Origin of the sequence: Shewanella aestuarii (assembly GCF_014647215.1) — a bacterium.
GTDB lineage: Bacteria > Pseudomonadota > Gammaproteobacteria > Enterobacterales > Shewanellaceae > Shewanella > Shewanella aestuarii.
This window is the reverse complement of the sequence record NZ_BMOT01000007.1, coordinates 25649-46972: the sequence shown is the minus strand read 5'-3', so window position 1 is coordinate 46972 and position 21324 is coordinate 25649. Positions and strand designations below refer to the sequence as shown.

Here is a 21324-nt window from a genome sequence, read left to right as displayed (position 1 = left end):
AAGCAGCCTTTATGGCTGCTTTTTCATATCACAGCACATGAAACCCTCAGCATCAGCATCAGCATCAGCATCAGCATCAGCATCAGCATCAGCATCAGCATCAGCATCAGCATCAGCATCAGCATCAGCATCAGCATCAGCAGATTATGGCAAACAACAAAAAACAAAAAACAACATCTACTGGTCTGAGTTTTATCTCAATAATTTAAGGCCCAATTATTGTGTCACACGTTTCAATTGCTTTTGGAATGGGATTCAAAGTACTCAAATGCGTAAAATGATTATTAATGGCTCAATATCCTTAAGTCATTTGCCCCAACTGGCTATCATCTTGTGCTTAATATCACATAATTGTCGTTTTTTATGAAAAACAGTTTTTCAATTTAAGGCTAATGAGGTATTATCCTTGTCGTAGGGTACAGAGGTTAAGATGTTCAATCTTTCAAACCTTTCTTTCACTAGCGATAGTGACTAGCCAAATTCGGCGCCTCAGCAACATTTATTGCTGGGGCTTTTTTTTGGATTTTTTTTGGGATTTTTAGAAGATATGAGTCAAATAGTAAGCCATTTAACAATGGAACTAAATTTTTAGAGTAAATACTTTAACTTAATATAAAATCGCGCTATGATGCCTTCATTGAGAGTCATTAAATTGAGTTGATGGCGCTTGAGTCTTGTTGAATTTAGCTTCTCCCCAAAAGAGCTAAAGAATTTTATACCGATAATCTTATGGTTATCGGTTTTTTTTTGCTTATTTGCCACCAGATAAAGCAGGCGGTAATTACATACGGCTTGTTACTTTCGAAAAAATAAATCATCTACAATAAAAAAGCGTAATATTTCATAATATTACGCTTAAAAAACCATGCAAATTGAGTGTCAATAAAACCTAAAGGTTACTCTTGTTCATCCTGAGCTTGCTGTTCAAGCAGCCATTGTGGATGGCACCACTTATTTAAAATACTCAACACTTTTGGCTTACCTGTTCCTTTAGTTGACGAAAAAGGCTCAACTTGCACCCAATCGCCGAATTTAGCCAAATCTTTACGCACGGCGTTGACTGTTTTCATCTTCACATTTTGTGCAAGCTTGTCAGACTTAGTCAATAAAGCTAGCACGGGGATTTCACTAAACACTGCCCATTCAATCATTTGCATATCTAGATCTTTAAGCGGATGACGAATGTCCATCAATACCACAACACCACTTAAACAAGCACGTTTTTGCAAATACTCGCCCAACGCAAGCTGCCATTTATTTTTTAACGCTAATGGTACTTTAGCAAAACCATAACCAGGCAAATCAACAAGTCGACGGTCTGCATCTAATGAAAAAACATTGATAAGCTGGGTTCGACCTGGGGTTTTACTGGTTCTGGCTAAACTTTTTTGTTCAGTTAACGCATTTAATGCACTGGATTTACCTGCATTAGAGCGACCAGCAAATGCAATCTCAACACCGACATCGCCAGGGAGATATTCATCTAAGTGTGCAATATCTGGGGCACTGATTAAAAACTTAGTTTGACGGAAGTCGATTTGAGATTCAGACACGGTTTACTCCAGAAAATGTTTACGTAACATCATATTTATGTTTCAAGTGCTGCCTTTTTCACGTTTTCGTGTAAAATATCAGCCAGATCACATTATAACCCCAAGCAAAGCTTAACATTGTGATTAAAAATGCCCCAAAAGGAGTAAAAACTCTCATTTGTGGCCAAATTGTAGCTTGGAAAACTATTTTACCACGCTTGCGGGTCATCCTAGTAAGCTCAGGACAATAAATTAACAAGAAGTTGGAACGCCATGAAAAAGTTAGCTCTTGCGCTGTCTGTAGTAGCCGCTATGTCATCACCTGCTATGGCTGAAGGTAATGCTGAAGCAGGCAAAACTAAAGCACTCGTATGTTCTGCCTGTCACGGTGTTGACGGCAACAGTATGATTGACATGTACCCTAAATTAGCGGGTCAACACCCATCATACTTAGAGAAGCAATTAAAAGAATTCCGCTCAGCGATGCAAACGGGTGGTAAAGAAGGCCGTATGGACCCAATCATGGGTAGCATGGCTATCGGTTTAAGCGATCAAGATATTGCTGATCTTGCTGCATTTTACTCATCACAAGCCCTAGTTGTTGCCGATGTTGCTGAAGTACCAGCTGCTGGCGAAACACTTTATAAAGGTGGTGATATGGCGCGTGGTATTACATCATGTGTCGCCTGTCACGGTCCAGATGCCAAAGGTATGGAAGCTGCGGGTTTCCCTGCGTTAGGTGGTCAACACGCAAATTATATCAAAATCCAGCTGACTAAGTTTCGCGATACAAATCGTCACAACGATTTAAACGGCATGATGCAAGATGTGGCTAAAAAGTTATCTGACGCAGATATCGAAGCATTATCTAAATACATTTCAAGCATTAAGTAGTTTTATACTATTTACATGCGCATCAAATAATGGGCTTGATTAGCCCATTATTTTTCACCTCAAGTTTACGTTTACGTAAGCTTTCACTGACAATACTTGACAGCCATCACGCTTTTAGGGTTAAATACCCCCCGTACCGAGATGAACCCAACTGTTTATTGCTAAAAATAATAATGTAAAAACAGATTTCGGACATTGTCATTTAAGATATAAGAATAAAGTTAATTAATAATAATAATATGCTTAAGACCGCTCGATATTAATAATAACAAGAGTCGCGATTTTCATTTGAAATCCAGGTCAGAAATTGTAAGGAACAGACCATTTGGTCGATACGCTATATAGCACTACCTTACGCAACAGAGATAACAGCCAACAGGAAATGATTTGAATGATTCAAATTATGGCAAAGGAAGCTAACGCTTAGGATGCACATGCTGGAAGCTAGATATCACTGGAAGGTACTTGATACATGGATTGTGTACTCACGTCATTGATGACGATTAGGAATATGATGCGTCATAGAAGACCATCTACGGAAGCTGAAGTCAGGAAGGCAACAGGATATTAAAAAAGTGTCATTGATGACCAATAACAATTAATCTGCATGGAAAGCTGAAAAAATAAGAAGGATCCGACCGGGAAGTCGCATAGCAAGTATGGAAACTTGGAATCAGAATAAGGTGCTTTAGGCACTCTTTCTAAGGTGGCAGTTTACTGCCACCTTTTTTCTTGCCTGTTTTTCAACAAATCAAACAATTTCGAATATTTTCAATAGTAATAAATCACTATATACTGCAATTACACATTACTTTTAGGGACTTATAATAGTTAATGATACCCTGCCCTTTGTGTACTCATCAGGTTCGGTTTTTTATCCAAGATAAAAAGCGCGCGTTTTATACTTGCCCAGAGTGCGGCATAGTCATCGCAGACCCTAAATCGCACTTGATGCCTAATATCGAAAAACAACGTTATGGTCGTGCTCCTAAGAGTGCTAAGCAGCGGCAACTTTCACAATTTATCATGCCTTTATTAGAGCAGATTAACCAACAACAAGCTGGGGCACTGTCTGGACTTAATTTTGGCAGGCTGTTAGATCTGCAATGCTTACAAAAAATTGAACAATCTGGTCACAGTGTAAATCAATACGATCCTTTTTTTGCTGCGGATCACCGCGTGTTGCAAAAGAGCTATGATTTTGTTTGTAGCTATAAAGTGTTCGAGCATTTTCGTAACCCAAGTAAAGAGTGGCAGCTTCTAACAAGACTAGTGAAACCTGGAGGGTGGTTAGCGATTAGCACACCGCTGTTAACGGATTTAAACCACTTTGATAAATGGCATTACAAAAACAATCCCACCCATGTTAGCTTCTATCAACAACAAACTTTCGAATATTTAGCCGAAAATAGCGAATTTACGCTATTATTTGCATCGCAGGCGCTCATTTTGATGCAAAAATCATCAGGATCTGATATAAAGCGCATCCTATTTTAATGCACGTGGGTTTTTCGCCGACGTGATCTGTTTTAAAAAGTAACTGAGATAATCATGGCGCGCAGTAAAAAAACTCGCAAGGGCGGAGAGAACGGCCCTAAATTTGCTCCTAGAGTCAAAAAAGCCGATCGTAAAAACCCTGAAGGTAAACGTGGCGAAACAGGTAAGAAATCTGGAAGTCGTCATAACGAAACATTGCTAAAGCAAAATGCCCCTTCAAATGCAGGCAAATCGACAGATCCTCGCCATGGTAGTAAAAAACCAGTGGTGTTAACTCCTGTGGTAAAAGCGCCTAAAGTGGCAGAAAAAGACAAGCCGAAGCAACCTAAAATGACTGATGAGCAGAAACTGCTTAAGTTAGAAGACGATCCGCGCCTAAATAACTTACTTGATATGTTAGAAGAAGGCCGCGATTTATCTGCCGAAGATCAAAAATGGTTGGATTCACAATTAGACCAAATCGAGCGCTTAATGGATCGTTTGGGGTTAAATGAAACTGCACCCGCTAAAAACACCAAAAAACCTGCTAAATCTGATTCCGATGATGATTTATTAGCACGTTTTGAGTCAGGTGAAAATCTTCTAAACGATTACTTCTCCAAAGACTAATTGCTTACACTATTCTCTGGCGCGTAATGCGCCAGTGTTTTATTTCCTCATTCAGTAAGGAGCTTAAGTGTCTACCGCCCTCATTATTATCGCCATTATTGTTATCATCGCCCTGAGTGCTTATGCCACCACGTTATTGCTGAAACTAAAGCGTCAAACAACCAATAATCAACGCATTCTTGCAGAGCGTCAGGCCGTAGCTAATGAGCACCGCCAAAAAGTGCTCACCGACATTCGTTATATTGCTGCCGCCATGCTAGAAGACCGCTGTGAGCTTTCTGAAGGGGTTGTACGTATTGGTAAGTTATTTGACGCTTTATCCATGACAGAACAAGTGACACCTTTGTTTCCCCAGCTATTTGTTCACTACCAGTTAATCGAATCACACCCGATAATGGAGGCACGTAAAGCCTTGCCGAAACAGCAACGTATGAAACTGGATTTTGCCAGAATGCGCTCTGAGGCTGACTTAGGTGAGGCGATTTTAGAGGAAGCGAAAATAATTGCCGAGTTTGAACAAGTGCCTACTCATTAAGCATATAAGCTGCTGTATTTTTCTCATTGAAAACCATTCTATCCGAGCCAATATCTTAGATAATTCACACCTGATGATATAAATTGGCTCAATTTCACTTTGCTGTAATACACAAGCTTTTACTTTGTTTTGACTATTTCAGTTAGCCCCATCCCATTTACAGTAAAGCATTAGTCCAAACTTAATTACTTGCCAACTGAAACCAATTTGCTACCTTAAACCTGATAATAATAAGGCTCCACACGGGCCAATAGAAGGATACTTATGTTTAATCGATTCTGTAGCTGGCTGTTAGCGAGATTAGGTTGGCAGTTTGACGGCCACATTAGCCCTAATACCTCCTGTATTATCAGCGTAGGACCCCATACCAGTAACTGGGATTTTGTCATTGGTATTTTAGCTCGTGGAGCATTAAACACACCAATCCACTTTTTAGGTAAACACCAACTATTTATTCCTCCTTGGGGATGGATTTTTCGTGCATTAGGCGGCAGTCCTGTCGACCGCCGAAAGCACAACAATCTTGTTGATGCTGCAGTGCAGTTGTTTAAGCAAGATCCTACATACAAGCTTGCATTGGCACCTGAAGGAACTCGTAGTCCTGTGACTCGCTGGAAAAGTGGATTTTACCATATCGCCTTACAAGCTGGAGTAGAGATAGTACCTGTCGGATTAGACTTTCAAAAGAAGCAGATCATTATCACCTCAGCTATCAAACCTACTGGTGATATTGAAGCAGAAATGAATCAACTAATGGATTTTTATCGCACCATCCAAGGACGTCATGCTAAGCACATTCCTGTTTATCAAAAATCTCAGTAAATCAACCTAAAAACAAGGGCTGCATTGTGCAGCCCTTATGGTATGAATCCAATTAATAATGAGATTGGCGATTGATTGCGCGCATATCAATACCCGTTGGATTTTGAAATGCTTGCAACTCAAACTCAGGTAATACTGCAAAGATATGGTCAAAAATATCAGCTTGAATTTCTTCGTAATAAGCCCAACGGGTATCGTTGGTGAAAATGTACAACTCTATGGGTAAACCTTCCGTTGTAGGCGCAAGCTGTCGCACCATCAAAGTCATTTCTTTATGAATTTTAGGATGTTGGCGCAGAAATTCCTGCAGATAAATCCGGAAGGTGCCTATATTGGTCAGTCGCCTGCCGTTAACCGGCATCTCAAGATCGCTAATCAATTGGTTAGCGGCGGTGATCTCAGACAATTTTTGCGGCAAATACGCTTTTAGATAATTCACTTTGGATAAGCGATTTTTTTCATCATCACTCAAAAACTTAATACTGTTAACATCAATGTTAATTGAACGCTTGATCCGGCGACCGCCAGATTCAGACATACCACGCCAGTTTTTAAACGCATCTGAAACAAGTGCATACGCTGGGATCATGGTAATAGTGTTATCCCAATTGCGCACTTTCACTGTAGTGAGTGTAACATCTTCAACGGCACCATCGGCGCCGTATTTATCCATTTGAATCCAATCACCTTTACTCACCATGCGATTAGCGGCCAATTGAATACCCGCCACAAACCCTAAAATAGTGTCGCGAAACACTAACATCACAAAACCAGTCGCAACCCCAAGGCCACTAAAGAAATACACAGGTGATTGAGACGTCAACACCGCGATGATAACAATCAGACCGATAAAAAATAAAAATAACTTAGTTAACTGAACAAAACTTTTTACCGGTAAACGACGATTTATCATTTTGACATCAGCAATTTCATTGACGGCATTTAAGCCCGCGTATATTGCCCTAATAATCAGGAATACTAATAACGCGCTCAAGGTTCTATCAATAAACAGGCTTAATACTTGATGCTCGGTGAGCACGATTGGCAATAAAAAATCTAAAATCAGTAACGGTACTAGCATGGCCAAGCGTTCAAACATTTTAAAACGAATAAAAATATCATCCCACGTCACACTAGAACGTCTGATGATGCGATTTATCCCACCGACGAAAAAATGACTCGCAATAAAATAGCCAATACTTGCCATAACCAGACATGCAACCAATAGGACAGACGTTGATATGCCATCGGTAGGCTGACTATTAATGCCCATACCAGTTAGCCAAGAAGCTACTTCAATTCGCCAATTCGTATTCACGTTAATTCCTGTTCGTTTGATTGTGATAATGTGGCCTTGATGTCAAACAATATGACTACAACCCATTAACCCATAGTGTATTTACCGACCAAATATTGGCAGCAAATAGGCTACAAGCAGCTATTTTATCAGTGATTTTAACATCATCATTTGACCACTTACATGAAAGATTAAACAATATTCGCATTGCTTAATTGGAGAATGCCATGACACGTTTTTATCTACTAATGTTACCTGCCTTTCTAGGGGGATGCTTGCCTAATGTCGCCGCCAGTGCTGAGCATGACAGATTAAAACCTGAAATCGCACTACTTGTTGACTATGTAGATACAACAACTGGGATGTGGGGGCTGACGATAGCACCAAGGCATTTTGACCCAGAATACAGTGACTGGGGTTACTATATCGGCTATAGCAAAGGTGATGAGACTAAAATAGAAGTGCCCAAACCTGCTGAGTCATACCTGAAAGAATATATGTGGCGCTTTGGTGTAAGTTACAGCTTTTCGCAAGACTTCAGTCTTTACGGTGGCGCAACGGCATATACTTATGAAACCAATTACACCAACAACATTTCACCAAGAAATGTTGGCGGCCAACCCACTTGGGAGCGCAGCCGAGACAGAAATTGGGGCGCAGAACTAGGACTAAGATACGATTTATCTAAAGGTATTATCATTGGTGCGGGTTATGATACCTATACTCAAGCGGCAATCTTTAGCATTGGTTTTTCTATGTAAACGGCTGTTACTCACAATACAAAAGGCATTGCTGCCCTTTGTATTGTAAGGCGATATTTATCGACTCGGGATCATCCCAAGTGGCAAGTAAGTATTGAAGTTTGCTTGCAATAATAATTCAATGGCGTTTTCAATATCAGGTGCAAAAAAACGGTCCTGATCATAAAAACTCACCACTTCCCTTAGTTCTGCTTTGGCTTTAGCCACTGCGTCACTCGGTTGTAACGGTGCTCTAAAATCAAGCCCCTGTGCGGCCGCTAACATCTCAATGGCCAGCACACCACGGGTGTTTTCACTCATGTCGCGTAAACGACGTGCAGCAAAGGTTGCCATAGATACGTGATCTTCTTGGTTAGCTGATGTCGGTAAACTGTCTACCGATGCGGGATGAGCATAGGTTTTGTTTTCAGAAGCCAAAGCCGCAGCAGTCACCTGTGCGATCATGAAGCCTGAATTCACCCCGCCATTATTTACTAAAAACGGCGGTAATTTTGAAAGACTAGAGTCAATCAACAATGCCATGCGACGCTCAGCAATAGAACCCAATTCTGCAATGGCTATAGCTAAGTTATCCGCAGCCATTGCCACGGGTTCTGCATGGAAGTTACCACCAGAAATAATATCGCCGGTGTCCTGGAAAACTAACGGATTATCCGTCACACCGTTTGCTTCAACGCTAAGGACTTCTGCGGCGTGACGGATCTGAGTCAAGCAAGCTCCCAATACCTGTGGCTGGCAACGCAAAGAATAAGGGTCTTGGACTTTTTCACAGTTAGCATGACTTTGGCTAATTTCTGAATGTTCACTTAATAAATGACGGAAAATAGCAGCTGAATCAATTTGCCCCTTTTGACCACGCGCAGCATGGATACGGGCATCAAATGGACTACGGCTCCCCATAGCCGCTTCTACACTCATTGCCCCAATCACTGAACTTGCAGCAAACAAATCTTCAGCATTAAATAAGCCTTCTAACGCTAAAGCTGTTGATGCTTGTGTACCATTTAATAACGCCAACCCCTCTTTTGCTGCTAGTTCTAGTGGTACTAATCCAGCAATTTCTAAGCCTTCTTTGGCGCTGATAAGTTCACCCTGGAAGCTCATTTCCCCTTCGCCGAGTAATGGTAAACACATATGAGCCAATGGTGCTAAATCGCCCGAAGCGCCAACAGAGCCTTTTTCTGGCACGCAAGGATAAACTCCAGCATTAACTAACTGAATGAGGAAGTTAATCACTTCTAGTCGAATACCCGAAAAACCACGACTTAGGGAGTTAATTTTTAAGACCATCATTAAACGCACGGTCGCATCTTGCATATATTGCCCCATACCTGCAGCATGCGACAATACGATAGAACGCTGTAGCAGTTGCAAATCATCAGGCGCAATTTTAGTGTTGGCTAATAAACCAAAACCAGTATTAATGCCATAAACCGTGCGCCCTTCACGCAATACTTGTTGGACAATTTCTGCACTTTGATTAATCTCAGCAATGGCACTATCGGCAAGTTTAAGCTCAACTGAGTTACGGCTGATCTGACGCAACTCTGCTAGGGTTAACGTACCAGGTGTGAGTGTGAATACATGCTTAGCCATTATTGTGCCCCTGTCTTACTTGCGAAAACCATTGGTAAATCTAAACCCTGCTCTTTAGCGCAGTCTTTAGCAATATCGTATCCCGCATCAGCGTGACGCATAACACCTGTAGCTGGATCATTCCACAACACACGTTCAACACGTTTAGCCGCAGCATCTGTACCATCACAAACAATCACCACACCAGAGTGCTGGCTAAAACCCATTCCAACTCCGCCACCATGGTGCAGTGACACCCAAGTTGCGCCACTAGCTGTGTTTAGCAAGGCATTTAATAAAGGCCAGTCTGATACCGCATCAGAGCCATCTATCATCGACTCGGTTTCGCGATTTGGACTTGCCACCGAGCCAGAATCAAGATGATCACGACCTATGACCACAGGTGCAGATAGCTCACCGGTTTTAACCATTTCGTTAAATGCTGCCGCTAAACGGGCGCGATCTTTTAAACCAACCCAACAAATTCGCGCTGGCAGCCCCTGAAATGCAATCCGTTCACGTGCCATATCCAGCCAGTTATGCAGATGCTTATCATCAGGTATCAGCTCTTTCACTTTGGCATCGGTTTTATAAATATCTTCGGGATCACCAGATAAAGCGACCCAACGGAATGGGCCAATACCTTCACAGAATAATGGGCGAATATAAGCGGGCACAAAACCAGGGAAATCAAACGCATTTTTGACCCCGACATCAAATGCCATTTGGCGAATGTTGTTACCGTAATCTAATGTCGCTGCGCCTTTATCTTGTAAGGTCAGCATCGCCTTAACCTGTACCGCCATCGACTCTTTCGCCGCTTTTACCACCGCAGCCTCATCGGTTTTACGCATTTGAGCGGCATGTTCTAAGGTCCAGCCCTGAGGTAAGTAGCCATTTAATGGATCATGTGCCGATGTTTGATCTGTCACCACATCAGGGGTAATACCACGCTCAACAAGTTCACTAAAGACATCTGCAGCATTACCAAGCAAACCAACAGACACAGGTTTACCCGCTTTTTTAGCCTCGTCTAACATAGCCAAAGCTTCATCTAAGCTCTTGGCTTTCTTATCAACATAACGAGTACGCAGGCGAAAATCGATACGTGTTTCATCAACTTCACACGCCAACACCGAGAATCCAGCCATGGTTCCTGCTAATGGCTGTGCACCGCCCATGCCACCTAAGCCACCAGTTAACACCCACTTACCTTGAGCAACACCATCAAAGTGCTGTTTTGCCACAGAAACGAAAGTTTCGTACGTGCCTTGTACAATGCCTTGGGTGCCAATATAAATCCAAGAACCCGCCGTCATTTGGCCATACATGGCCAGGCCTTTTTTATCTAACTCGTTAAAGTGTTCCCAATTAGCCCAATGCGGAACTAAGTTTGAGTTGGCAATTAATACCCGAGGGGCATCTGCATGGGTACGGAATACTCCCACTGGCTTACCAGATTGCACTAATAAGGTTTCGTCATCTTCTAGGCGCTGCAATACTTCGATGATTTTGTCATAACTTTGCCAGTCACGGGCAGCTCTGCCAATGCCACCATAAACCACTAAATCTTCAGGTCTTTCGGCTACATCTGGGTGTAAATTATTCATTAACATCCGCATCGGCGCTTCAGTTAACCAGCTTTTACAGCTTAGAGTCGTGCCATGAGGGGCAATAATGCGTCGGCTTGGGTCGTGTCGTTTATCCATTTTTTCCTCTTCAACCTATTCGGTTTGTTTTATTTTTTGGTTTTTATCTGTGTTATGTAAACGCCATTAACGTTTAAATGTTAAATGGCCGCCTAATCTAAATTTACTACCGGGATGTACTAAGCGGGCAAAACTGACGACCCCTTTACGTGACCAAGTACGCCGAATAATTTGCAAACATGGCTCGGTGGCTAAAATCTCAAGACGCTGCTGAATTTGCTCATTGGCAATGATGGCTTCAACGGTATGACGCGCCTCCGTTAACGGTGCCACTTGTGATAAATATTCGTGCGGCGTTTGCTGGGTAAAATTTTGCGATAAATAGTCGGGAATTAAATGCGGATTAACAAAGCGCTCTTCTAACTGCAAGGGTAAGCCTTGCTCACAATGAATCAACACTGAGTAAAATACTGGACTTCCCACCTCTAATCCCAGCGCAATCGCAATAGGCGCAATGGCTTCTATCTGGGTAAGTTCCAGTTGTTTAACACTGTAGCCGTGGCCACGCTCTTTAATTTCATCAGCAATATTACGGATATTCAGTAACGATGATTGCGATTTTAATCCTGCAACAAATGTCCCTAGCCCCTGTGTACGCTCTAATATGCCAGCGTCAACCAGTTCAGTTAATGCTCGCCTAGCGGTCATTCGGCTACAATTAAACATCTCGGTGAGTTGATTTTCTGATGGCACACGGGCGTTCTCTTCCCATTCGCCCGCTTCAATACGGGCAAGGATAAATTGTTTTATTTCAGCAAATTTTGCCAACGCCATGCGGTGTTCCAACGTCAAATAATGGAGATTTATTGCACTCATCCTAGCTTGTATATACAAGCAAGATCAAGTATTGTTTGATTAACAATCAAAAAAGAATTTATCAAGAGAATGGCTATGAACTGGGACCAAGTATGGATTGATGTCAATGTTGCCACTATGGATACGGCATCATCAGTGCCGTATGGCGCAATTGAAAATGCTGCTATTGCCGTAAAAGACGGCAAAGTGGCTTGGATAGGTCCTCGCGCTGATCTTCCTGAGTTTGATGCGTTAGCCACGCCAATTTACCGCGGAAAAGGTAAATGGATCACTCCAGGTCTTATTGATGCTCATACTCATTTAGTTTTTGCCGGCAGTCGAGCCAATGAATTTGAACTACGCCTACAGGGTGCTAGTTATGAAGACATTGCCCGCGCTGGCGGCGGTATTATTTCCACCGTTAAGGCTTGCCGAGAAGCTGATGAAGCGACCCTGTTTGATCTTGGGCGTAAACGCTTGAATGCTTTGGCTAAAGAAGGTGTCACAACGGTTGAAATCAAATCAGGCTATGGCCTAGATACTGAAACTGAACTCAAGCTACTTCGAGTCGCAAAAGAATTAGGCCAACATCATCATATTGATGTTAAGACCACATTTTTAGGCGCCCATGCTATTCCTGCCGAATATAAAAACCAACCTGATGCTTATGTCGATTTAGTCATTAATGAGATGCTACCGCAGGTAATTGAACATCAACTTGCCGATGCTGTGGATGTCTTTTGTGAAGGTATTGCGTTTAATCTGCAACAAACAGAGCGCGTACTCATTGCAGCCCAAAATGCCGGCTTATCAATCAAACTGCATGCCGAGCAATTATCAAATATTGGCGGCAGTGAACTTGCCGCACGGTTAAACGCATTGTCTGTCGATCATATTGAACATTTAGATGAGGCTGGAGTAAAAGCGCTGAGTGAAAGCGGTACGTGTGCCGTATTACTGCCAGGAGCCTATTACTTTTTACGAGAAACAAAATTGCCTCCCATTGAGTTACTGCGTCAATACAAGGTGCCAATGGTGATTGCGAGCGATTTTAATCCTGGTTCATCGCCTATTTGCTCAACCAAGTTAATGCTGAATATGGCGTGCACCTTTTTCCGTCTAACCCCGGAAGAAGCCCTGAAAGGCCTGACAATCAATGCAGCGAAAGCATTGGGGATTGATAAAAATGTCGGCAGTTTAGTCGCTGGCAAACAAGCTGATTTCTGTTTGTGGGATATAAACTCTCCCGCAGAGCTGGCTTATACTTTTGGCGTCAATCCGTGTGAGCAAGTGATTAAAGCCGGCAAAATTATTCAACAATAACAAGCATTTACCCAGGCCATTTGGTGGTACATGTATCCAGTTAGTTGGGCAAAAAAAGAGCTTAAATCGACTATTGATTTAAGCTCTTGAAAGATTAATACAGGGCATACCAAGCGAGGATAATCAATACTAGTGAGGTTACTTCACTGTATGACGTTTACCTTGCTTGTTTTTCATTGGGTCACCATCATATCCCAATGCTTTCCAGTCCAAGCGCTGACCTTTGTTATGGCAGTCACTGCACTGTAGAGCTTGATCTTTGGGCGACACCATGTGGTTAATTCTCCACCACATTTCAGTTTCAACAAAATCATGCTGCCCACTATAACTTAAGCCTTTTTCAATCATAGTGGCATTGGCTTTCATGCCTAAGTCTGCGGCAAGATCCCAATCATATTTATCCCAGTATCCACCTTCGCCATAGGTTTTAGGGGTAATAATAATATTATGTTTAGTGTCGTAAATTTGTTTACCCGTATGTACTTTAAATGGGTAAATCTTAGCCTTTGCATCACCGATATTGCCCAATGGGTAGGTTAGTTTTACCACACCTTTAGGATCAATTTTATCACCCGCCATATAGGCATCCGCGTTACCGTTAAACCAGGCATATTGTGGCGGGACATTTTTCTGCCAAACAAACGTGCCCTTTTTATTCATAAAAGTGCTTTTACCATATTCATCTTTGGTTTCTGGCAGTTTATCTCCTGCTGTAGACCAGTCCCAGCGCATCTTAGTTGGCTCATTTTTAGCAAAAAATGGAATATGGCATGTCTGACACGCCACCGCGGCAGTGTGAGTATTGAGCTTTTTATTTTGATGTGGGGCACTGTCATGGCAATTCTCGCAACCTATAGGGGTTTCGCCACCTGGCGATACACCCATCGCATTACCGGTAATTTGATGACTTTCAGTTGTATGGCAGGTTTGGCACTGAAAATCGTTACCGTCGGTGTCCATATGCACATCGGTTGCTTTATCTGGATAAGACATGGATGAATCTAAATCGCCATGCTTAACGGCGTCACCTCCACCACCATAAAAGTGACATGTACCGCAGTTATCCCTTACAGGTTGACCCACATTTTGTGCTACCCGTGTGAGGTCAACTTTAGCCATAGGCTCGCCTGCCCCAGCAGGTTCTTTGACATAGGTTCCTGTGGTGTCATGACACACTAAACAATCTACTTTGGTCATATCAGAAAAATCAAAGCTATTGTCTTTCCAGCCATATCCCGCATGACAACTGGTGCAGCGAGGTTCGTTACCGCTTATCGAAACACAAAAGTTGTTAATGCTATTTTTCTTACCGCGCATTACGGTTCTTCCGGGGAGTTCTTGCTTTAATTCCCAAGTCCAATGCGATGATTTCATAAACTCTTTGGCATGATCCTCGTGACACTCAATACATTGGGATGTCACGTCACTCCCTTGAGTAAAGGGACCTGTTATCGCTTCTTTGTGGTCAAATTTTGCATAAGCAAGTGGACTACTTAATGCCAGCACCATAAATAATGTCATGGTTTTCATCGTATACTCCTTGCCCCAGCAAGCTGGGGCACCATGATTAGAAATTAACAGTTAATGAGGCATTAACATCAAAAGCCGTATCTACCACAGGCAACATCGAGAATGCAGTGCCTTCCATTACGTCATCAATTTTCTGCGGTGCGCCAACGGGCGTGCCGCTGCCAGTGTATTCATAGTCGTAATAAAGCCCAGCTAGCTTGATGAACATACGGGGATTAATGTCAAAAATGTAATAAGCCTCGGCCACATGTCCGCGCGTGGCGAGCTTGCTGCCGACTGGGTCATCTTGCGCCTGAGTGAATGGCGTCCAATATTCAGAGCCATAGTTATATTCCAAGCCAAATTTGCCAAATGGCGCAGGTATTTGCATGCCCACATAAATGCCATAACCATCTTTAGATGAGCTATCATCGGCATATTTAGGCACCATAATAATCTCTGTCCCTGTACTATTTAGCTCAGCTTCAAATACCGCATCACTTAACATGCCACCAAATAACCCGCTATTACCATTAGGCTCAGCACGAGTCCATCCAAGCGATCCGAACACTTTAATGTCGTCATCACTTTCGTAGGCATAACCGATACCACCTAAATACATGTCGCCAATGACGCCACTTGGTTGCACACGGGTGACAAAGTTAAAGTTGTCGAACTTTTGCATATCTTGATACATGGTAGGGGCAAAAATACCCGCTAACTGTGTAGGAAATGCCATCGTGCCCTTAAAACCATCATTAACATCTTTTGCGCCAAAAAGGGTAAGTTGTAGGAAGTGATTACCATCATTGATGGCATCAATATTAAAGCCGCCTAAGTGGGTATCCTTGGTCACTATGTCACCAAACATTTCACCATTGCCCCACTGAGACTCAAATCCCTGACCATAACAAAAACGTACCACCTGACCATCAATACCGGTTATTTCACCAAGATTGTAACCTAAGGTCGCACCATCGAAGTTGAAGTTAACTAAGTGCCCAGATGGTGTCCCACCGCGCATTTCATTTTCTCGGTAATGACTTGGTGGGCCGTAGGTAGAGGGGCGACGGCCAATCGACAAGTAGGTTTCACTACCACCAATATTACGCCAGTCAAAATAAGCACGCTCGACCCTTAACCAGTCACCGCTAGTATTGCCACTGCTGGTTCCGTCCATAGTGAATGATCGCCAAGAGTCAAAAACCTGTGTACCGGTTGAGTCGCCCCAATTTTTATACATAGCTAAGCGACCAGAAAAACTAACGTTATCCCACACCTTGGCTTTTAAATCTAAGCGTAAACGCGTGGTATAAAACAAATCATTGTCTATGTCTTGCATGGTTTTAGGCGCAAGAACATAGGGCATCACACCTTGTAATTGGCCACTTTGAAACGCTTGGGCCAACTCAGGATTAGCCATCATCATTTGCCCTAGAGGCGAATTGGCATCCGTAGGTGCTCCAAATGCCCCTGACATTGCCTTAGCGCCAAAGTCTGAAAAATCGACATTCATGGCAGGGTTCCAGGTGACATTTTGGTAATGCAAAGAATGGACTTTGGTTCTAAAGTCTCCGGTGATGCTAATTCTATCTAATGCGCTATGTCTTTCGGTTTTATCAACTCGACTATTAATATCGTCAAGCTCATCAGTTATGTCAGCAAGTTGGCGCTGTAGTTCGGCAATTTTTTGCGCATCATCGTTTACTTGTACCGTGTCTGCGGCAACAGCCATGCTGCTTATTGCTAATGCGTTTGCCACTAAAATTGATATTAAGGTTCGCATAATAGTGCTTCCTTGTTTTACGCTAACCTTGATAAATCAATCGAGTTAGCTAAATTTAGGGTGCAGAAATCCGTGAGGTTAATCCTCGCTTTTTCTACCTTTATTTGGGTTTGCTGATGACGTGTTATCTAAAATCTGCCCATAACATCAGCGATATAAGCGTTAGCCGCAGGTTTGAGGCTGATCTGAATCTGCTGCATGGTCATACAAAAACTGCTGGATATCCTTTAGCTCTTGTTCTGATAGCGCCTTAAACACTTCAGGCTTTGATTTATGTTGATCGCGCTGGAAAAATCTATCCCATTGGCCCATTGTTTTTGCCATTGGCGTTAACTCTGGTCCTTCACTATTTACGCTATGGCATGCTTTACATTCTTTTTTATAGAGATGTTTTCCCTTTTTAGGGTTACCGCCATCTGCAGCCATTGCTGTACTGCCTAGGGTTAATATCACCGCAATTACTACGCCTAATTGTTGCATTGGTTTCATCATCTGTACCTCTAAAGTGGCTATTTTTATACTGAAGCCAAATAAACCTTCATTTATCTGCCTTGTTAATGATGTTACCCAAAAGTGATAGATGATTATTTGATGTTGATCATATTCATGCAAAAAATCTAATTGATAAAAATATTATTGATAAAAATCTAATTGAACAGGTTATAGCATTGCTGCGTTTAAGAACAAACAGGTCTTGGCATTAAACAAAAAGGTACGCTAGGGAGAAATGTTGCATCGAATGCAATAAGATAGAAATGGCTCAACCCATTGAATTGCAAAATAACAATAGCCGTTAAATGAAAAAATCGCCGATGCTGGCGATTTTTTATCGTGAAAGTAAAGCTTACTTTTTGTTCAATTCATCGATGGGCAGCCAATTCACTTTGACACCCGCCTGTAAAAACATCTCTTGGCTGATTTTAATCTTATCTCCCCAACGAGATAAAAAGTCATCGCTTTGCTCTGGGCAAAATACCCCTGTAATACCAGTTTGGATAATTTTCGCCGCACAATTAGGACAAGGAAAATGAGTCACCCAAATATCACAACCATCAAGATCACGCTTTGCGAACAGGATTGCATTTTCTTCAGCATGCAATGTTTTCAGTAACTTCATCTCACGGTCGTCGGTTTCTGCACTATCCGAAATACCATGTGGATAACCATTAAACCCCACCGATACTATACGATTATGTTTGGTGATCACCGCGCCCACTTGCGTGGAAGGATCCTTACTCCACGAGCCGACAAGCTCAGCCATTTGAAAAAAACGTTTTGCCCACTTTGAAATCATAATGACTGCCTTATAGGTAAATTATTAAGCTAAGCTGCTGATATATGATACCTGATAAGCTAAACGAAATTTAGCTTATCAGGGTTATTTAGCTTGATATTCTTCAAGCAATTTTCCCCAATGATGCAGGTAAAACGGATGCTTTGTCATCGTAATGGCTAATTTTAACTCAGCTATCGCTTGCGGCATTTCACCTGCAGCAGCTAATCCTGTCGCTAAGCCATGATGGGTATGCGCATTTTGAGGGTATTTATCCACGGCAAACTGATAAACAACTAAAGCATCTTTTGGCTCCGATTTAGATTTTGCCAATTCGAACAATGAATCTGCTGCGCTGACTGCAAAACCATACTTATTTGATACTTGCTGAAAATGCGCATATATCGCTTCTGGCCCAGCTTTACCAATAGCTGAATCGGGTTTAATTATGGTATGTACATCGTTAAATATTTGCTCAATGGCATATATCGTTGCCAATGCAGGTTGTGACATATAGTAAGAACCGTCAAACACCTTACTGCGCCATAATAAGTTGCTTGGGGCTTTTTGCTTTAATGTCGTTACCAGCTTATCAAAATCGGCTATTTGTCTTTGCTCAAAATCACTATCGGCACGCGACAAAAATAGCATTCTCGGTTGCGCTAGTGCAGCAAGAGTGGGGACCAAGTTTGGCGTGTCATTCATGACTGAAAGATAATTTTCACTTAAAATCGGACTAGCGGCTATATAGGCATTAAATAGCTTCGGCCTTTGTATTAAAGTAAACAAACCTAATGTGGCATTACCGGTAAAGCCACTGAGTATTTTAAATCCATTGGTGCGATACTTATTATCAATCGCAGCCAATAAATCCTGTTCAAGAAAGTTCAAAAATGCTTGGCCCTGCTCACCATTATCAAAAGTCTTTAGCTTGCCCAAGCCCTTATGCCCGTCTGGCGCGGTCACAATAATCGTTTCTAACCACGGCCAACCGCCATTGTGGCTCATCCAATGATGCAGCCCTGCTAAATAAGGCTGGCTTGCTGGATGGAAGTCGACCAATACGATGTATTTTTTATCCGTATTTTCAGCATATTTATTGGGTAATGTGACCAAGAAATCTGCACTTCCTTGATAACTTGTCGAAGTAACCTTCAAGGTATCAAGTGTTTGTTGTGCTGCAGATTGAGGTGACAGAGACAGTAATAACAAGACAATGAGAGCCCATAAATACTGGGTTGAAGTTAGCTTCAACATATTAATCATGTTCGTTCCTTGAATGACTTATCTAGCACTGGCTATTATTTAATAGCTTATTTGCTTACAAACTAGCAGCTTATGAATAAGTTAACAAATATGAAAATCTAAGGGGTTTTGACTAGCCTTGCTGCACAATAAAGCATAGGATCTCATTATTAGCATCACCTTGGAGTCGCAAAGCATTATGAGTATTAGAGCTATCATCGTTGATACAGCGGGCACAACCACAGATCTTAACTTTATTCAGGATGTGTTATTTCCATATTCTAAAAAAGCCATGGCTGATTTTTTAACTAAAAATCAAGATAATGCCTTAGTGGATTATTGCATTAGCGATGTAAAAGATATTGCTTTAGAACCAGATGCAACCCTTGAACGTGTAACTGAAATTCTTAATCAATGGATTGAAGAAGACCGTAAATTCACGCCATTAAAAACCTTGCAAGGGCTAATTTGGAAGCAAGGCTATAATCGTTCTGAATTCAAAGGCCACATATATCCTGACTTTATTGACAATATTGAGCGCATTATTGCGGCAAACATTCGTATTTACAGTTTTTCATCAGGGTCAGTTGATGCGCAAAAACTGCTGTTCAGCCACACAGATGCCGGCGATTTAACCACACATTTTAGTGGCCATTTTGATACCCGTACTGGTAATAAGTTAGACAAACAAGCCTACAGTAATATTTGCAATACCATCAGTTTGAAACCCAAACAAATGCTGTTTATCTCAGATATGGTTGAGGAATTAAAAGCGGCTGACGCAGCAGGAATGCTAACCTGCCAAATGGTCAGAGAGCCTAATGCTCGTACTGCCAAATTCAAAATCATCACCACATTTGATGAGTTAGAATGCTAATTTAAGGTAAAAGTTAACCAATAAAAAAACGACCTTAATGGTCGTTTTTTTATTGGGCAAAAATTGTTACTTTTCGCAACGTGCTAACAGGTGAATTAGCACGGCTATAGCTTTAAATACAACGCGGTTTGCGCTGAAAATAGATTTATTTGCCAGAGTTCGGATAGACATTATTTATTCAATGGAAATGCCGCCGAATAACATTGTTTTATCGAAAATAGATAACCATATTGGCTCTGCTTATCAGGCACAATTTCTAAAATCTCATAATCATTCAGCTCAACAACATGAGAATCTGGGGCTTTGTCACAACGGGAAAAAGTGTCGGCTTCAAACGTAAAGGCAAAAAACGCAATCGCCTTGCGAACACCCCGATAATAATCTTGATGAACCTGCTTAAAATCAATCTCCTTATCCATATTAACATCCATGCGAAGGACTTCATCATCATTGGCTAAAGCCTTCTGATCCTTAACTAATTGTGCTTGCTCAAGCTGAGATTTTATTTTCTCTTTGATTTGCTCATCCGGCCCCATTAATACTTGAGAAAATTGGCTGTTTGGATCATCTATGTCATCTTCAAAATCTAATCCGATTAACATCCACAAATGATAAAGCACAATCACAGATAAAATAATTCGAATGATAAAGGTAATACGATGAAAAGCCTGATAAGCAACCAGTTTAGGAGAATAAATACCGAGTGGCTTTAACAACCACATCAACACAAAATACATTGGCGACATGATCTGCACCATAAACATCACTATGCCACTTATAATGATAAACCAGGCCGGAATATACAGCAGAATCGCAAAATTATGGGTGTAATTAAAATGCTGCGCAGGAACGCCCACCACTTCATTAACCACAGCACTGGCATTGGCTAAAGCAAAATTGGCAATAATGGCATAAAACAACAGTAATACCGCCTTGCCTGCTAGACTATTCCAAACCTTCTCAAAAACAGGCCAAAACTCTAATAAAATTGCCAATAAGCTTATGGCCGCAACCCAGGTTAAAGGTTGATTAAGCAGCAAAAGCCCTATAGCGAGTAAATAAAATTTTTGCCCAAGTGACAACTGGTCTCTTATCGTAACAACCTTACTTAAAAGCTGTTGCAACAGAAGCTTAGGCATTGATATGGGTTTAGGTAATTTAAACGATTTTATTCTTGCAAACATGGCTACCTGACTCATTTTTATCATCGCAGCCACCATGAGAAGGGGGATTCATTAGGCTACTCATCCATTTGATAACAAAACAATAGCATAATACTTGTTGT

20 protein-coding genes are annotated in these 21324 nt (G+C 41.8%); 8 read left to right on the top strand and 12 right to left on the bottom strand.

Annotated elements, in window-relative coordinates; genetic code table 11:
- Positions 1 to 23: 23 nt before the first annotated feature.
- Positions 24 to 167, bottom strand: a complete 144-nt coding sequence (locus IEY03_RS11330) for a hypothetical protein (RefSeq protein ID WP_188841684.1) — start codon at positions 165 to 167, stop codon at positions 24 to 26.
- A 729-nt stretch (positions 168 to 896) separates the two neighbouring features.
- Complete coding sequence (yihA, locus tag IEY03_RS11325; protein WP_188841682.1) at positions 897 to 1553, bottom strand: ribosome biogenesis GTP-binding protein YihA/YsxC; 657 nt, start codon at positions 1551 to 1553, stop codon at positions 897 to 899.
- A 252-nt stretch (positions 1554 to 1805) separates the two neighbouring features.
- On the opposite strand from yihA, the gene IEY03_RS11320 reads away from it, so the two are divergent.
- The 5 genes from IEY03_RS11320 to IEY03_RS11300 all read left to right on the top strand — a co-directional run bounded on the left by IEY03_RS11320 (position 1806) and on the right by IEY03_RS11300 (position 5889).
- Positions 1806 to 2426, top strand: coding sequence for a c-type cytochrome (locus IEY03_RS11320; protein WP_188841680.1), 621 nt, complete (start codon positions 1806 to 1808; stop codon positions 2424 to 2426).
- 834 nt (positions 2427 to 3260) lie between these two features.
- Positions 3261 to 3923, top strand: a complete 663-nt coding sequence (locus tag IEY03_RS11315; protein ID WP_188841678.1) for a methyltransferase domain-containing protein — start codon at positions 3261 to 3263, stop codon at positions 3921 to 3923.
- A gap of 54 nt (positions 3924 to 3977) precedes the next feature.
- The gene (gene yihI / locus IEY03_RS11310) at positions 3978 to 4532 is read left to right on the top strand and encodes a Der GTPase-activating protein YihI (RefSeq protein ID WP_188841676.1); all 555 of its coding nucleotides are present in this window, start codon (positions 3978 to 3980) and stop codon (positions 4530 to 4532) included.
- A 67-nt stretch (positions 4533 to 4599) separates the two neighbouring features.
- Complete coding sequence (locus IEY03_RS11305; protein ID WP_188841674.1) at positions 4600 to 5067, top strand: DUF2489 domain-containing protein; 468 nt, start codon at positions 4600 to 4602, stop codon at positions 5065 to 5067.
- A gap of 264 nt (positions 5068 to 5331) precedes the next feature.
- Entirely contained in the window at positions 5332 to 5889 is a 558-nt protein-coding gene (locus IEY03_RS11300) for a lysophospholipid acyltransferase family protein (RefSeq protein WP_188841672.1), read from the top strand.
- 52 nt (positions 5890 to 5941) lie between these two features.
- Here IEY03_RS11300 and IEY03_RS11295 read toward each other — a convergent pair whose 3' ends face one another.
- Positions 5942 to 7207 carry a mechanosensitive ion channel family protein gene (locus tag IEY03_RS11295; protein ID WP_188841670.1) on the bottom strand — a complete coding sequence of 422 codons (1266 nt, stop codon included), beginning with the start codon at positions 7205 to 7207 and terminating at the stop codon, positions 5942 to 5944.
- A gap of 206 nt (positions 7208 to 7413) precedes the next feature.
- On the opposite strand from IEY03_RS11295, the gene IEY03_RS11290 reads away from it, so the two are divergent.
- A complete protein-coding gene (locus IEY03_RS11290) occupies positions 7414 to 7947 on the top strand; it encodes a TonB-dependent receptor (RefSeq protein WP_229778290.1) in 534 nt (177 codons plus the stop codon).
- Between the two features lie 57 nt (positions 7948 to 8004).
- On the opposite strand, the gene hutH is transcribed toward IEY03_RS11290, so the two are convergent.
- The 3 genes from hutH to hutC form a co-directional block, all read right to left on the bottom strand.
- On the bottom strand, positions 8005 to 9543 hold the full coding sequence (hutH, locus tag IEY03_RS11285) for a histidine ammonia-lyase (protein WP_188841669.1): 1539 nt from the start codon (positions 9541 to 9543) through the stop codon (positions 8005 to 8007).
- Complete coding sequence (gene hutU / locus IEY03_RS11280) at positions 9543 to 11231, bottom strand: urocanate hydratase (protein ID WP_188841667.1); 1689 nt, start codon at positions 11229 to 11231, stop codon at positions 9543 to 9545. Before hutU ends, hutH begins: the two co-directional genes overlap by 1 nt.
- 66 nt (positions 11232 to 11297) lie before the next feature.
- On the bottom strand, positions 11298 to 12005 hold the full coding sequence (hutC, locus tag IEY03_RS11275) for a histidine utilization transcriptional repressor HutC (RefSeq protein ID WP_188841665.1): 708 nt from the start codon (positions 12003 to 12005) through the stop codon (positions 11298 to 11300).
- A 117-nt stretch (positions 12006 to 12122) separates the two neighbouring features.
- On the opposite strand from hutC, the gene hutI reads away from it, so the two are divergent.
- Positions 12123 to 13349, top strand: a complete 1227-nt coding sequence (gene hutI, locus IEY03_RS11270) for an imidazolonepropionase (protein WP_188842044.1) — start codon at positions 12123 to 12125, stop codon at positions 13347 to 13349.
- Positions 13350 to 13487: 138 nt separating this feature from the next.
- Here the strand turns inward: hutI and IEY03_RS11265 are convergent, their stop codons facing one another.
- The 5 genes from IEY03_RS11265 to IEY03_RS11245 all read right to left on the bottom strand — a co-directional run bounded on the left by IEY03_RS11265 (position 13488) and on the right by IEY03_RS11245 (position 19183).
- Positions 13488 to 14870 carry a tetrathionate reductase family octaheme c-type cytochrome gene (locus IEY03_RS11265; RefSeq protein ID WP_373290863.1) on the bottom strand — a complete coding sequence of 461 codons (1383 nt, stop codon included), beginning with the start codon at positions 14868 to 14870 and terminating at the stop codon, positions 13488 to 13490.
- A gap of 46 nt (positions 14871 to 14916) precedes the next feature.
- Complete coding sequence (locus IEY03_RS11260; protein WP_188841662.1) at positions 14917 to 16644, bottom strand: DUF3373 domain-containing protein; 1728 nt, start codon at positions 16642 to 16644, stop codon at positions 14917 to 14919.
- Between the two features lie 162 nt (positions 16645 to 16806).
- Positions 16807 to 17136: a c-type cytochrome gene (locus tag IEY03_RS11255; RefSeq protein ID WP_188841660.1), complete on the bottom strand. Its 330-nt coding sequence runs from the start codon at positions 17134 to 17136 to the stop codon at positions 16807 to 16809.
- A 352-nt stretch (positions 17137 to 17488) separates the two neighbouring features.
- Positions 17489 to 17938, bottom strand: coding sequence for a dCMP deaminase family protein (locus IEY03_RS11250; protein ID WP_188841658.1), 450 nt, complete (start codon positions 17936 to 17938; stop codon positions 17489 to 17491).
- An 84-nt stretch (positions 17939 to 18022) separates the two neighbouring features.
- On the bottom strand, positions 18023 to 19183 hold the full coding sequence (locus IEY03_RS11245; RefSeq protein WP_229778289.1) for an alpha/beta hydrolase-fold protein: 1161 nt from the start codon (positions 19181 to 19183) through the stop codon (positions 18023 to 18025).
- A gap of 178 nt (positions 19184 to 19361) precedes the next feature.
- On the opposite strand from IEY03_RS11245, the gene mtnC reads away from it, so the two are divergent.
- Positions 19362 to 20039, top strand: a complete 678-nt coding sequence (gene mtnC / locus IEY03_RS11240) for an acireductone synthase (protein WP_188841656.1) — start codon at positions 19362 to 19364, stop codon at positions 20037 to 20039.
- 170 nt (positions 20040 to 20209) lie between these two features.
- Here mtnC and IEY03_RS11235 read toward each other — a convergent pair whose 3' ends face one another.
- Complete coding sequence (locus tag IEY03_RS11235; RefSeq protein WP_188841654.1) at positions 20210 to 21121, bottom strand: hypothetical protein; 912 nt, start codon at positions 21119 to 21121, stop codon at positions 20210 to 20212.
- Positions 21122 to 21324: the final 203 nt, after the last annotated feature.